At 49.7% G+C, this 13,251-nt stretch carries 13 protein-coding genes; 10 read left to right on the forward strand and 3 right to left on the reverse strand.

Features of this window, described 5'->3' with window-relative positions:
• Positions 1–32 precede the first annotated feature (32 nt).
• From AAA857_RS01385 to tmk, 3 genes are all read left to right on the forward strand, one after another.
• Complete coding sequence (locus tag AAA857_RS01385) at positions 33–1,241, forward strand: M28 family peptidase (RefSeq protein WP_338172311.1); 1,209 nt, start codon at positions 33–35, stop codon at positions 1,239–1,241.
• 68 nt (positions 1,242–1,309) lie between these two features.
• Entirely contained in the window at positions 1,310–2,170 is an 861-nt protein-coding gene (locus tag AAA857_RS01390) for a carboxypeptidase regulatory-like domain-containing protein (protein ID WP_338172313.1), read from the forward strand.
• 3 nt (positions 2,171–2,173) lie between these two features.
• Positions 2,174–3,544, forward strand: a complete 1,371-nt coding sequence (gene tmk / locus AAA857_RS01395; RefSeq protein WP_338172314.1) for a dTMP kinase — start codon at positions 2,174–2,176, stop codon at positions 3,542–3,544.
• Here the strand turns inward: tmk and AAA857_RS01400 are convergent.
• Entirely contained in the window at positions 3,526–4,296 is a 771-nt protein-coding gene (locus AAA857_RS01400) for a DUF2085 domain-containing protein (protein ID WP_338172316.1), read from the reverse strand. The genes tmk and AAA857_RS01400 overlap by 19 nt on opposite strands.
• Before the next feature lie 80 nt (positions 4,297–4,376).
• Between AAA857_RS01400 and AAA857_RS01405 the strand changes: the two genes are divergently transcribed.
• The 3 genes from AAA857_RS01405 to AAA857_RS01415 are packed head-to-tail and all read left to right on the forward strand — an operon-like array spanning position 4,377 to position 7,867.
• Entirely contained in the window at positions 4,377–5,009 is a 633-nt protein-coding gene (locus AAA857_RS01405; protein WP_338172318.1) for a hypothetical protein, read from the forward strand.
• A gap of 54 nt (positions 5,010–5,063) precedes the next feature.
• Positions 5,064–6,056, forward strand: coding sequence for a hypothetical protein (locus AAA857_RS01410; protein ID WP_338172320.1), 993 nt, complete (start codon positions 5,064–5,066; stop codon positions 6,054–6,056).
• A complete protein-coding gene (locus AAA857_RS01415) occupies positions 6,053–7,867 on the forward strand; it encodes a PDZ domain-containing protein (protein ID WP_338172322.1) in 1,815 nt (604 codons plus the stop codon). Before AAA857_RS01410 ends, AAA857_RS01415 begins: the two co-directional genes overlap by 4 nt.
• On the opposite strand, the gene AAA857_RS01420 is transcribed toward AAA857_RS01415, so the two are convergent.
• Complete coding sequence (locus AAA857_RS01420) at positions 7,842–8,282, reverse strand: ParB N-terminal domain-containing protein (RefSeq protein ID WP_338172324.1); 441 nt, start codon at positions 8,280–8,282, stop codon at positions 7,842–7,844. The two genes, AAA857_RS01415 and AAA857_RS01420, sit on opposite strands and share 26 nt — an antisense overlap.
• Before the next feature lie 70 nt (positions 8,283–8,352).
• Between AAA857_RS01420 and AAA857_RS01425 the strand changes: the two genes are divergently transcribed.
• Complete coding sequence (locus AAA857_RS01425) at positions 8,353–9,714, forward strand: hypothetical protein (RefSeq protein WP_338172326.1); 1,362 nt, start codon at positions 8,353–8,355, stop codon at positions 9,712–9,714.
• A 49-nt stretch (positions 9,715–9,763) separates the two neighbouring features.
• A complete protein-coding gene (locus tag AAA857_RS01430) occupies positions 9,764–10,825 on the forward strand; it encodes a hypothetical protein (protein ID WP_338172329.1) in 1,062 nt (353 codons plus the stop codon).
• Position 10,826: 1 nt separating this feature from the next.
• On the opposite strand, the gene AAA857_RS01435 is transcribed toward AAA857_RS01430, so the two are convergent.
• A complete protein-coding gene (locus tag AAA857_RS01435; RefSeq protein WP_338172331.1) occupies positions 10,827–11,996 on the reverse strand; it encodes an acyl-CoA dehydrogenase family protein in 1,170 nt (389 codons plus the stop codon).
• Between the two features lie 120 nt (positions 11,997–12,116).
• Between AAA857_RS01435 and AAA857_RS01440 the strand changes: the two genes are divergently transcribed.
• Together AAA857_RS01440 and hpt are read left to right on the forward strand one after the other, a co-directional pair.
• The gene (locus tag AAA857_RS01440; RefSeq protein WP_338171761.1) at positions 12,117–12,542 is read left to right on the forward strand and encodes a hypothetical protein; all 426 of its coding nucleotides are present in this window, start codon (positions 12,117–12,119) and stop codon (positions 12,540–12,542) included.
• A gap of 76 nt (positions 12,543–12,618) precedes the next feature.
• Positions 12,619–13,200: a hypoxanthine/guanine phosphoribosyltransferase gene (hpt, locus tag AAA857_RS01445; protein ID WP_338172333.1), complete on the forward strand. Its 582-nt coding sequence runs from the start codon at positions 12,619–12,621 to the stop codon at positions 13,198–13,200.
• Positions 13,201–13,251: the final 51 nt, after the last annotated feature.

Consider the following 13,251-nt stretch of genomic DNA (forward strand, 5'->3'; position numbering starts at 1 on the left):
GGTATTTAAGAGTCCGTGGTAAAGGCGTCAATATGTCGAGTAGAACCTCGCCGAGAGTGACGGCAACATGGCTGTGCTTAATCATCGCAATGATGACGCTCAGCACATCGGTTTCATCCCAAAATGAGAGCCAATGGAACGTGGAGGATGAACATTCATCCCTCTGCGGCATCTCCGAAAACCTCACCTTCAGCGGTACAAACGCCAACACTTCAGTCGGCTGGCAGGTTTCCCTCGGCCCACGCATACCAGAATCAGAACCTTCCGCACTCTTCCGTTCAGCGGTTGAAGAAAACGTAACTGCGTGGGGCTGGGAAGTCTATACCCAACAGCATGAGCGGCATGGCATGAACCTCACCAACCTCTTTGCAACACTCAACGGAACCGGAGATGAAGAGCGAGGAAGAATTGTCATTTCAGCCCATTATGATAGCCGTAACATTGCGGATAAGGATTTGAATGTCTCAAATCAAACTTTGCCCGTACCCGGAGCAAATGATGCCGCCAGCGGAGCTGCAATTCTGATTGAACTGGCTCGGATCATTCCTGCAATGAACCTTTCACAAGACATCACCCTGTTTTGGAACGATGCTGAAGACCAAAATGACAATTATACCGTAGGAGCAGAAGCTTGGGCTGATAATTTGTCTCAAGTTGAAATCGACAATATGGAGTCGTTTGTCTTATTGGACATGGTCGGTGACCGTGACCTACAACTCCAAAAAATCTACATCGGAAATTCAACATTGAAATCACGAGCGCAAGCCCTAGGGGGCGCCCTAGGAATGGTGAACGGCACCGTATCGTGCGCTGGAATTGATGGTGACGGGACCATGCAATACAACATCACTGCATACGTTGGCGACGACCATCAACATCCTGACGAATTGGGCATCCCTACGCTCAGTTTCATGGACCCGCAGTACGGTGAAAAGGTCCCTGGGACCTTCGGCGAATACTGGCACACAATGGAAGATACGCCCGACAAAGTCAGTGCAGAATCCTTAGGTGCCGTTGGACGATTGGTTGAACTTGGATTGAAAAGCGAGGCTTTCGTCATCGTTGTTGAAGAGCAAGGGCAGCCAGCCCAAGACAATTCCACAGGCGATGGTGATGTTGAACCCCTTGAACCATCAAAGCCTAAATCCCGCGTAATTACCGGACTTGTCATCCTTGCCGGGGCCTCATTGTTTCTGATTGTAGGATTAATCGTTTTCGCTGAGTGGAAACTGAAGCACTGAACGACTTGTGCGCGGACCACGAAGGGAAGGGGTATTATCCGCGCACACTGTGGCTTCACCAAGGGGGCATGGAGTTGGGGGATGACCGAGAAACCCGAATGAAAGCCCTTCGAGAGCGCGTTCAAGCAAAGAAAAACGCTGGAACGCTCATCGAGCCTGAAGCACCTCTCGTCATTACACAGGATGAATATCAAGAAGTTGTCACCGTTGAAGAGCCTCAACAAGATGACTGGTATGAGATGTTGGACCGAGATGCTGACCGGTGGAGGAATCTGGCTGCATCGCTTGTCCTCATCGGAAGCATCCTTGGAATCATCAGTGGAGCCTTAATCCTCCAAGGCAATCCTTCAGAAGCCTTTGTTTCAGCATGGAACTCCGACCAACAAACGGCAGACATCTCCGGAGAAATTCTCCTCGACATTGAGGGCACTGGCGTTGAAAATGTAACCGTTGAACTTCTTGAAAAGGATTCGAGAGCCCAACTCCAAACAACATCAACGAACGAATACGGCTACTACAGCATGGAAAACGTTGCTAAGAAAGTCCACATCATTATTTTTTCAAAGGATGGGTTTCAAACCGTTGAACGCACCTTTAGCCCTGATGACGCTGGATTAATGCCGGTGACGATGAAAAGCGGCAATGACACGCGTTATGAGGACAATTCGGAGACGATCGGGGGCCCAAGTCTTGACTTCGCAGTCGCTCTTGCTAGTGGAATCGGAATTGTCACCGTTCTTGCGTCGTTCGTAGGCGTCCAAGCAGCCGTGGAAATGCGCCGCGGGCGGCATTATCGAAGAAGTCAGTATTTCGCCGGCTTTGCCTTATTTGGTAGAGGCTTTATTATCATTGGACCGACCCTTATTCTTGCTGGAATGATTCTCAACATCTTTGCTAAATTTGACTTTGAAGACCAGCGAGAGGACTGAAACATGTACTTGATTTCAGTAGAAGGCGGTGACGGGTCTGGCAAAGGTGAAGCCGCAAGAATTCTTGCTGAATTGCTCAGTGAATTTCCTTTTCCCGAGGTGATCTCAACACATGAGCCGCGCCGTCACAGCGAACTTGGCAAACTCGCCCTTTCTTCTGTTAAGTTGGGAGATAAAACCCCCCTTGAAGAGGCAGGCTTGTTCGCAGCCGACCGCTTGGATCACTCCCATACATACATCCGCCCATTACTGGCGAAGGGGTGCGTAGTTATCTCGGACAGGAACATTCATTCTTCGCTGATTTATCAGGGGGTTGTAGGGGAATTGGGTCTTGAACAAGTTGCAAAAATGAACGCTGCAGCAATGATTCCGGACTTGGTGTTGTGGATTGACTGCGACCCTAAAAAAGCCATGAAGCGTATCAAAACCGGCACATTACGGATGACCAGTGACAAGCAGGAATACTTTGAGACAAAGGAAATTCAGACAACCATTCGCAAAGGGTTTCATGACCTCTTAGCCGGGGGGGTAAAGGCACCAGCACCCTTCAACCAATGTCATGTGGTTGGACCCATCCTCAACGAGGGCGGATTGGATGAACTCAAACGCTCACTCCGGAGCGAACTGCGGCGATTCTTCAACCGTAAGCCATCTCCACTGAATGTGGACGGGGATGAAGTGGACCGGAATTTGTTGAATCAACTGGTTCACGATGTGAAAAAACAGACGCGATTGCCTGGGGCACCTCAAGAACGAACGGCGATTCATGTCGGTTGGCTATCTGGAAAATCACCATCGGATTGGATGCAAGAGGCAGAAGACAACTGGCCTACAGAGACTGCTCAGGAACATGATGTTCCAGCCACGCCCTACGCTCACTCGTGCTGGTCGATCCTCGGAACACTTTCACTCATGGTTGGGTCCAGCGAAGTACCGCGCCTTCATGCATCATTAGGACCCATCAGAATGGTTACTCAACGGCATACACAACGCCTGGTGAAATGGCTTCTAGCAGAACATTGGATCTTCAAACAACAATCTCACGTTCCGTTTTCAGACGCCCAGTTGTTCAAATTAAGAGACGAACGACTTGGATTCGCCCGCCTCACGCTAGCCATGTGGCCTTTGAGAGGGTCTCTGGCGTCTTGGCGCAGGTCAAATCCGAATAAAGAATGGTCCAAAGCGCTTGAAGACATATTCCATACCGATGATGGAAAAGAACTCACCTCGGGATTAAAGAAGTCGATTTCAGACATCCACCAGCGCCTTGTTATTCTGACAAGCGGTCATGAAGGTTGCCCCCTTCCATCCAATGCATCGGAATTATTGGTGTGGTGGTCCAATGCCCCGCCCGTTCATTCGGATTCGTCTTGAGGAGCAGATGAGGCCAGGGTAAATCTTGAGTTGCCAGGCAAAACGACAGCCCCCGCACCCGAAAATGCATCAGCTCGTGATGCAAACATACTGCACATGAGGACCCCAAGACCAAAGCCAAATGGAATCCCTGTCATCACCCGTTTATTGTTGGTCGATTCATAGTTCGTCAACAATTGGTAAAATCCATCAAACAACATTGGAGAGCAGAGCAGAACTCCAACTCCAAGCCAAGCAAACAACCTCCAGTTTCGAGCATAAACTGGAACCAACCAAGCGGCGGGGAGAAGGGAGAGGCAGGTGTCTTTTACCGTCCATCGGTTCCATCCTCGCTGAGTAAACAGCAGCCCACCGATAAACAATCCGAAAAAGATGCCGAGGTCCCTCGTACAAACCGGCATTTGATTTCCATTGATTTCGAGCGAACGCTCATGCTTTTGATGGCAGTTTAGGTCTCCGAAGGCATAGATCACTGCTGCATATGGATTCATTTCGCTCCAGACATAGCCTTGATGTTCATGGAAACCATCCTCATGCGAGTGATTGTATTTGACCAGATTCCCATACGAACCTGACCCGTCTTTTGAGTAAAAATCGATCACGTTTGCACGCCCTTCAACGTTCTCCACGGTCCCGGGGTCGAGGGTGAGTGGTGCGAGGAAAAAAGAGACGAACAGGAAACCGGATACACCGAGGACCCATCTGCCTATTTTGACTTCTTTTCTCCGGTCGTTGAGACCGTTGCGCTCCATGGCCTCCTTAGGTTGCTCATCTATTCAATTATTACCGCTTGAAGGCAAGCCTTCATTTCAAATGCCCCTCATCAATGGGTATGGCCGAGGAACTTCCACCCCGAATCGGCCTTATGACTGGATTGCAGGCTGGAGCCTTTATCGGACTTTTTCTCGGATTCTCACTTGCAGTCGTTTCGGCGCTTACGGACCCTGACGCCTTGGTGCGCCTCTTGGAATTGATGTGCTTAACACCGTTAATATGCGCCGTCCTCCTTGGCCCTTTCCTTGGATGGAGGCGAGCCCCACACTACAGTAAAGAAGACCCATTGGATGAAGCACGAGATTGCTTGGACCGGTTCAACGAAGGTCAAGGGAAGTGGAGGGTTTTGAGCCATGTTCGTGGCGACGGAAGGGCTGTTCGAATCGATTTGCACAATTCAACTCATCCACTCGCCATTGTTCAGGCAACACTTCCAATGACTGAGAAGCACACCTTGCGTTACATCGTTGGCCGAGGCGAACAACGCAGTCGCAATCCCGAGTTGCGCAACCAAGTGTTGAGTTATGTTGAACAGCACATCCCTCTGAACCGAAGAAGAAGAACTTCGTCATCCATTGAGGTTCTTCCACCTTCGGTAATTGAGCACATGGAATCAACCCACATCATGCACCGAAGGCTGTTTTACGTTCTACCGATCATCCTCATATTCGCATGGCTTGAGATGCGATGAAACGATGCGTTTTCAAAAGAACAGCCCTATGAGGGAGCGCAGATTGGGAGCATCATGGCAGGGGAACTTGACAGGGCCATGGGCCGCCTCAAGCACCGTGACATACGTACCCGAAGGCGAGCCGTCCGAACCTTGGTTGAATTGGAAGACCCTGAATCACTCAAGGCCTTCAAGTCGCTCTTGAACGATGAAGATTCATGGTTTGTGTCCAAAGCCTTGGACGCTTACCGACGCTGGGCACCAACCGTTGGGCTGGATGCGGTTCAAGATTTAACGGCTCACTCATCTCTCAATGTGCGCCGTTGCGGAGCCAATCTTCTGGACGCATTGGGCGAGAACGGGACCTCCATTGCAAAGGTCATGCTTGATGATGAAGATTCAGTCGTCCGTAGGAAAGCTGCTGATGCTTTACTCACACACGGAGATAACAAGGCCATTGAAGCCATGCATCAGAACGCCAATGATGCGATTCGAAGCCTCGCCATGAGGCACCGTTCCTGCAGCAAAGAACAACTTCTAAACGGCCTCAAAGATGCTTCGGCTTCGGTTCAAATCGAGGCATTGCGGGCCTTGTTGAACCGAGATGAAGCCGTTGAATTGTCGGCAATTCAGCCATTTTTTGGCTTGCAATCTGAAACGGTAAAGTTGTTCCTTTGGATGGCTAAGCATCATCCAAACAACCTTTCAGCACTGGCTGAAAAACTCGGCCCTCAACACTTTCACGACATCACAAAACATCTCAGAGGGAATGTGGATGATTCAAGTGACGTCCTCATTCAAACCCTCATTGAAACGAACATGCATTCCATCATCGCACGTTGGCTCATGGGTAAAGGAGCTCAGGAAGATGAATTGCGCTGGGATATGATCGGAAATCAAGACGTAGACATCATTGAACGAAGCAAATTACTCGAGCGTTTATTGGGTCGTGCAAATGAACCCGATGTGATCGACAACCTCAAGAAATTCATGGCAACGAATCCACCGGAGCTTCTCAAGGTGGCGTGCGAGAACCTATCAACCGCCGCAAATGAACTCACATCATGAGCACCAAGAACTCAGGCCTCACATTCACAGCCGATGCCACAGATGGAGAACATCACCACTTGCATGTTGGCGTTTCAATCACCGGCCCATTTTTGGGCCGAAAACTCGTCTTACGATTCCCTAGATGGGTTCCCGGTTCGTATTTTATGCGTGAACCCATGCAGCACCTCTTCAATTTCTCAGCCGTTTCGTCTGCGGGGAAAGAACTGCGTTGGAAACGAGTTGGCGTGGATGGGATTGAAGTTTCAATCCCCCAAAACACTGAATCGATAAAGACGAACTACACCATTCTCGCTGCTGAACTAAGCGTCCGTTCAACTCACCTTGACAGTACACACCTTCACCTCATGCCTCCGTTTACTTGGATGATGCCGGAGAAAGGAATCTCACAAGAGCGATTAAACATGCAACACGAGATTGTACTCACTGCCCCGTCACAATGGACTCCAGCAACCCAATTTGAATCTTCAGGAGCCCCGGTAAAAAAAGCCGGTACTGCGACCTGGAGTTTTTCTGCCCCAAATAGGGACCATCTCTTGGATGGAATCATTGAAATCAATGAAAACGAGTCCTTCACCCATGTTGTTGATGGAAGAACACACCACCTAAAAATTTGGGACAGCGGTGGGCACCAGCCAAATCAAGAACGCCTCGATTGCTTTATTGTTGACATGGAGCGAATCATCAAGGAACACCACGCCCTCTTCGGCTTGCCGAAATGGGGCACATATACCACCGTCCTTCACTTGACGGATACGGGGCGCGGCGGATTGGAGCACCTCAACTCACAGACTTCAATGATGCCTCGCAAGTGCCTGTATCCTGGCCACGATGATGAATACCGAGACCTTGTAAGTCTGTTTTCTCACGAATACTTGCATCAATGGAACGTCAAACGATTGCGACCAAAGAATTTCCTAAATTATGACTTGCAGAAGGAAGTCCATACGGATTTGCTTTGGTGGTTTGAAGGAGGGACTTCTTGGCTTGGCGACATGCTTTGTGTTCGCTCGGGAGCTTGGAGTGAAGACGATTGGAGAAAGGATTTCCAACGGAAGATGAAGCGCCATACGGGTAAAAATGGGATGCATCGAGAATCCCTCTCTGAATCCAGCCATGATGCGTGGATACACCTCTATAGAAGCGGACCCTATACGAGAGAGAGTCAAATCTCATACTACTTGGAAGGTGAATTAGCCATCATGTGTTTGGATGTCGAATTACAGAAGAGAAGCAAAGGAACTTATGGTGCATGTGAATTCATGGCTGAGTTGTGCAATCGCTTTGCTCTAGATTACGAAAGCAGCAATGAGCAGGGTGTCGATTACAAGAGCCTACGGAAGACCCTGAAAGAAGTTCCTGGCGGTAAAAGCCTTGGCCCATATTTGGACCGACTTGTTCATGAAAGAACGGCACCAGACATCAAGAAAGCGATGAAGTTCTTTCGGCTTGACATCGTACCGGAAAAATCGGAAGAAGACCCAACAGCATGGCTTGGCGTTGGACTTCGGGATCAAAAGGGAAAGGTCATCATCACGACGTACCACTCCGGCTCCCCTCTTCGAACAAAAACTCAGGTCGGAGACGAATTGATCGCACTCGATCAACTGCGTATTCAATCATTAAGCCATCTTACCTCGGTTCTAAAAGGGCGACAAAACACGTCGGCATGGCTGGATTTCAGTCACGAAGGAATGCTGAAAAGGGTTGAAATCAAATTGCCGGGGCCACCACAGCATGAGGTCAAACTTTCTGGGAAAGGAAACGCAGCATGGCGAGCGTACATCATGACGCGTCAGGACCGTGCTTGAGTGGTTCAAGAAGGACTTCAAGAGGAATAAAAATCGGTGGCGTATCGTCAGCCATCGTATGCCTGCTGGTTTTGGGTGGGAATACATCATCGGAGAGGCTCATGGAGATCACATCTTCTTTCGAGAGGCTTTCACGACCGCATGCCGGCCATACGTCAACGCTTATCGCATCGTTACCAAGATAGTCCACGCAAAGAACCGGGACGCGAATTAAACCCAAATCAAGGGCGATGGCGTGGCGATGATGTCCGTCGAGGATTGCACCAGTGTTGGAATCTACGATAAGCGGTTTTGTGTATCCACCCCAACGACGGGTCATATCGAGCAACTTCCTTTGGTTACGAGGCTTGACGGCCTCATGGGCCTTTAACCAACTCAAAGGCACAAGTTCCACATCATCTTCCGACCATTCCATGACGGGGGGAACACCCTTTGAGGCATAATGCTTTTTCAACCGTGGGCCCGCCATGTTCAATTGAGCACCCATGAACATGAAGCGGGAACTGGATTTTGGAAGAGAGGCCGCCCTTGCGGGCGTCTCCTGCCCAGAGCCGCTCAATCGTTGGATTGAGATGCTCCCGGATGACCTCGTTGACATCCTCAATCAAATTACTGAAGCCGGCCACGGGGCATGGGCGGTAGGTGGCTGTGTAAGAGATGCTCTGCTCGGCGTACCTAGTGGAGATATTGATCTGTGTTCAACCTGCACTCCGGAGGAGGCCATGAAGCTCTTTGGAGAACAGGCGATCCCCACCGGTATTGATTTTGGAACGGTGACAGTCAAGGGTGCAGGCCAACATTATGAATTGACAACCTTGAGAAGTGAGGGCATGTACAGAGACGGCCGCAGACCTGACCAAGTCACTTGGGGAACATCACTCAAAGAAGACCTAAGCCGGCGTGATTTCACGTTTAACGCAATGGCTGTGGACGTGGCCAGAAGAATACTCTACGACCCTTTCAACGGCATGAAGGACATGAGGGGACACCTTGTTCGTGCAGTTGGCGACCCTATGCAACGTTGTGATGAAGACGGGCTTCGTATTTTTCGAGCATACCGATTTCTTGACCGAGGGCAATTGGGACTCTGGCACCTCGAAGCGACGCTTCATCAAGCCATGCAATCGAAGCAACCAATTCTCGCCAAAGTAGCCATTGAACGCAAATGGACGGAGTTTCGGAAAATCTTGAACGGTAGGCATGCCGCAGAAGTCCTCAATCTGATGATTCATGATGGAACAATACAACACATCCTTCCGCCTCTCTGTTTTGTGCGGCCGAGCCTGTTGGATCTTTTCGGGGAACACCTCAACGAATCATGGTTGCTAAAGCATCGTTTGGGGTTCCTCCTGTCAGAATTTGATCCATCTGAGGTAAAAAAGTCGCTCGGCACTCTTAATCTTCCAAAATCACTTCTCAATGAAACGGTTCAATTCCATCGAAACCTTGGAACCATCCCAGAACCACGAACATCTTCACTGCGAGTCTTCCGCTACTGCCTGGGCGAAGATGCGAACATTCACCTTCGATTGCAACACCTTTTGCTGGAGATCTCAGCCTCGGTTCACGGCCGTGAACCGTTGGAAGGAAGCATGACCGAAGTAGCAGTGAAATGGTCCTCACTTGGGTCGCAGAAAGCCCCCAGTGAATCTCTTGTTGATGGCCATTGGATCATGAAGCGTACTGGAGTTGAGCAGGGAGTCCGCTTGGGCCGACTGAAGCGCTGGCTTCACCGAATTCAAATTGAGCACGATATCACCGAAGTGAACGCAATTGAACTCCACCTTTCTCGCATTGCATGGCAGCATAGTGAGCCATTGGATTGGCCTCAACTTCAATTCCCTTGAACCCGACGCGGCATCACATTGATGGTAGAGATGCTTCTGCATCCATAACATGGCAGAGAAAATATTGCTTCCGCCCCGCCCAACATTTGATGGTCAAGTCGTGGCGCTAAAGCAACGAATAGAGAGCATCAGCGGACAAAATAGGATGGCGCGCTTGCTCAATCAAAACTTCAATACGTGGCTCAATGGGTCCTCCATGTCTGCTCTCAGCCTCACTCAAGAACTTGACAAAGACCAAAACGGCATCATTTCCGGTGATGAATTTTCAGATATACTGTCAAAAATGACTGGAGAACGCCCACCTGAATGGGTTGTAGAACTGATGTTCTCATTCGTTGATGCAGACCCGTCCACAGGAATACCCGTTGCCGATTGGATGGCATTCCTTGCGGCAAATGGACTTGAGATTCCTGATTCCATGTTTGAGTTGGACATCCCACTTGCTGGAACGCTGACCAGCGAACGAACGATTTATCTGGTCGAACAACCCATTAATTTCACTGCAAAATTCACAGCTGAAGTTGAATCGTATACCATCACCATTCTGCAAGATGGAGTAACGACTCCTGAAACATTCACTACCACTTCAAAAGAAATGGACCATCCCAATTTGGACCATTTTATTCTGGAGCCTGATGAAGCGAGTGTTTACAAGGTCAGTCTTTCGGTTCTTGGAAAACACCTTGACACCATCGAGGTCACAGTAGAAGCACCTTTGGAAGAGGAATGGCCCGAAGATGATGACGTCGTCGAAGAATCTCAACCGCTTGCAGAAGAGACCCCAGTGGTAACGGCATCAGGGCAGTTGTCCGACCTTATTTCTACGGTTGAGCAAACCCGATTAAGAAGCGATGCAATGAAAATTCTTGAAACCGCACCGGCCTACACGCTTAGCGGGATGGTGACTAAAGTCAGCAGAACCTTACTTGGCGAAGGTGAGTGCCGAGGAGGAGATACTGCTCGTTGTATCTCAACTGATGGAACAACGGTTCAAGTGATGATGAAGCGGAGAGAGGAACCATCGTTCGAAGAGGGCCAATACCTCGCACTAACCGTTCAACCCGTCATGTGGTCCGTAGCCGTTCGTGAACTGATTTGCAAGGAAGTTTGATTCACTTCAATGCTCGTGAAATCACGATGCGTTGGACTTCCTGAGTCCCCTCATAGATTTGAGTAATCTTTGCATCGCGGAAGAAACGCTCCACTGGGAATTCTTTGGTATAACCGTAGCCGCCGAGCACTTGAATCGCGCGTTCCGAAACCCACATTGCTGTATCGCCTGCAAATAATTTCGCCATGCTAGCTTCCTTGGAATGGCGTGGGCCGTTTGCATGATAGTGTTGTTCTTTGGTCCATGCTGCTTTGTACACCATCAAGCGAGCGGCATCGATTTGAGTTGCCATGTCTGCAAGGTAAGCCATGATCATTTGGTGATGAGCGATTGGCTTCCCAAAGGCTTCACGTTCGTGGGCGTATTTGAGAGCGGCTTCATAGGCGCCTTGAGCGATGCCCAGAGCCTGAGCAGCGATACCAATTCGACTGTTATCAAGCGCGTTCATGGCGATAGGGAAACCGTTTCCTACGCCTTTCAATACGTTTTCCACCGGTACTTTACAATCGTTGAGAACCAGCGTGCAAGTATCCGACGAGCGGATGCCCAGTTTGTCTTCCTTCTTACCGACCGAGTATCCTTCGAAACTTGATTCCATGATGAAGGCCGTTGTACCCCCGTGCTTCTTCACGCCGTAATCAGGGTGGTCAACATCCTTGGCGAAGAGAACGATGATTTTCGCTTGAGCCCCGTTTGTGACCCACATTTTTTCGCCGTTGAGAACATAATGAGTTCCATCTTCGGAGAGTTTTGCTTTGCACACCATGGCCGCCGCATCCGTTCCAGCACCTGATTCAGAGAGCGAGTAAGCCCCCACTTCACCGGCAGCAAGCCTTGGAAGGTACGCTTTCTTTTGAGATTCATCACCATGAAGGGCGATGGTCATTGAGCACAGGCCGACATGAACACAGTACATCACAGCAAATGAGGGGTCAACGCGGGCGAGTTCTTCGATGATGATGGCTTCAGAGACGTCATCAACGGGAGAGCCGCCGTATTCTTCGGGGATCGTGATGCTTTGGAGGCCGAATTCCACAAACGATTCCCAGGCCTCGGAGGGGGGGATCTGATGCTTATCTCGGTGCTCTACCGTGGGAGCAAGCACTGTTTCGGCGAAGTCACGGACCATTTCACGAATCATCTGTTGCTCGTCGGTTTCTTGAAAGTTCATTGGGCCACCAACCTAAGCCAAGATGCCGAGTTTCTTAACCCGTTTGTTTTATTTTTATCGCCACAATCCCCCTCACCCTTCATATACCACCCGCGTGAGCCGAGGCGTAGAGGGAAAACCATGGATGAAGAAATCGTGGAATTTGCTATTGCACACAACCGGAAATATTCGTTGGACCATCTGTGGTACCAACAAAAAGACCAGAAGCTGATGATTGGAGTCAGTGAGTACATGAAAGTCGAAATCGGCGATGTACTCCGAGTGATTCTACCTCAGGCTGAAACAGAGATTGACGAAGGCGGAAGCATGTTCTCGCTATGGACTGCTGACGAGAAAATTTCGCTCACTTCGCCTTTTGCAGGAATCATCTCCGATGTTAACGGTGAAGTTGAGATCAGCCCTGATTTGGTCAACGACTCCGCTTACGACCACGGATGGGTCATTCTACTCGAACCCCACGAACTCAAAATGAATCCAGATGATAAGCAAGTTCTGGAAAACCTGTTGGAACCCGACGAGTACGTCGAGTACCTCGCCGAACTTTGAGCATCAGCCTGGAACATTACCTTCCAGCGCCGATTCGCCGCTGAAGGATGATAAACAGACAACACTTCGTGCTGTCATGGACGAGCCAATGCAACGCTTGCGAGAGAGTTTAGCCAAAGCCCCCATCATTTGGAAAGGGGATTATCCTTACTTCATTCATCCGATTACTGACGGAGTCCCACGCATGTCCCCGGACATCCTACAGGCAATTACAGACCTTTCACGAGAACGCATTGATTGGAGCAATGTTGATCTTCTTTTGGGAATTGAAGCAATGGGCCTCCCCCTTACCGCTCCCCTAAGCATGTCAACGGGAATTCCGCTTGTCATCGCAAGAAAACGCACCTATGGTTTGGAAGGAGAGGTTAAGATCGACCAATCCACTGGTTATTCCAAGGGCGCCATGTTCCTTAACGACATCAAGAAGGGCGAACGCATCGCCATCATTGATGATGTTCTCTCTACGGGTGGAACATTGGAAGCTGTCATTGAAGGCGTACTTAGGGCAGGAGCAAAGGTAACTCATATTGTCGCTGTTGTGGAGAAAGGCGACGGTTTAAACCGCCTACGGGGCCTTTATCCTGATATTTCGATTCAATCTTTGGTCCGTCTTCGTATGGATGGAGAAACCATCGTTCTCTTGGACGAAGAAGTTTGATTTTGATGGGTGCATTGATGAGGGAGCGGCATCGCCGCTAGGTTAGGGAGC

Origin of the sequence: Candidatus Poseidonia alphae (genome assembly GCF_943787815.1) — an archaeon.
In the GTDB taxonomy this organism is placed as follows: Archaea; Thermoplasmatota; Poseidoniia; order Poseidoniales; family Poseidoniaceae; genus Poseidonia; species Poseidonia alphae.

Coding starts and splice junctions, on each gene's coding strand:
- AAA857_RS01385 (WP_338172311.1), top strand. CDS start 33: ATGTCGAGTAGAACCTCGCCGAGAGTGACGGCAACATGGCTGTGCTTA.
- AAA857_RS01390 (WP_338172313.1), top strand. CDS start 1,310: ATGGAGTTGGGGGATGACCGAGAAACCCGAATGAAAGCCCTTCGAGAG.
- tmk (WP_338172314.1), top strand. CDS start 2,174: ATGTACTTGATTTCAGTAGAAGGCGGTGACGGGTCTGGCAAAGGTGAA.
- AAA857_RS01400 (WP_338172316.1), bottom strand. CDS start 4,296: ATGGAGCGCAACGGTCTCAACGACCGGAGAAAAGAAGTCAAAATAGGC.
- AAA857_RS01405 (WP_338172318.1), top strand. CDS start 4,377: ATGGCCGAGGAACTTCCACCCCGAATCGGCCTTATGACTGGATTGCAG.
- AAA857_RS01410 (WP_338172320.1), top strand. CDS start 5,064: ATGGCAGGGGAACTTGACAGGGCCATGGGCCGCCTCAAGCACCGTGAC.
- AAA857_RS01415 (WP_338172322.1), top strand. CDS start 6,053: ATGAGCACCAAGAACTCAGGCCTCACATTCACAGCCGATGCCACAGAT.
- AAA857_RS01420 (WP_338172324.1), bottom strand. CDS start 8,282: ATGGAATGGTCGGAAGATGATGTGGAACTTGTGCCTTTGAGTTGGTTA.
- AAA857_RS01425 (WP_338172326.1), top strand. CDS start 8,353: ATGAACATGAAGCGGGAACTGGATTTTGGAAGAGAGGCCGCCCTTGCG.
- AAA857_RS01430 (WP_338172329.1), top strand. CDS start 9,764: ATGGCAGAGAAAATATTGCTTCCGCCCCGCCCAACATTTGATGGTCAA.
- AAA857_RS01435 (WP_338172331.1), bottom strand. CDS start 11,996: ATGAACTTTCAAGAAACCGACGAGCAACAGATGATTCGTGAAATGGTC.
- AAA857_RS01440 (WP_338171761.1), top strand. CDS start 12,117: ATGGATGAAGAAATCGTGGAATTTGCTATTGCACACAACCGGAAATAT.
- hpt (WP_338172333.1), top strand. CDS start 12,619: ATGGACGAGCCAATGCAACGCTTGCGAGAGAGTTTAGCCAAAGCCCCC.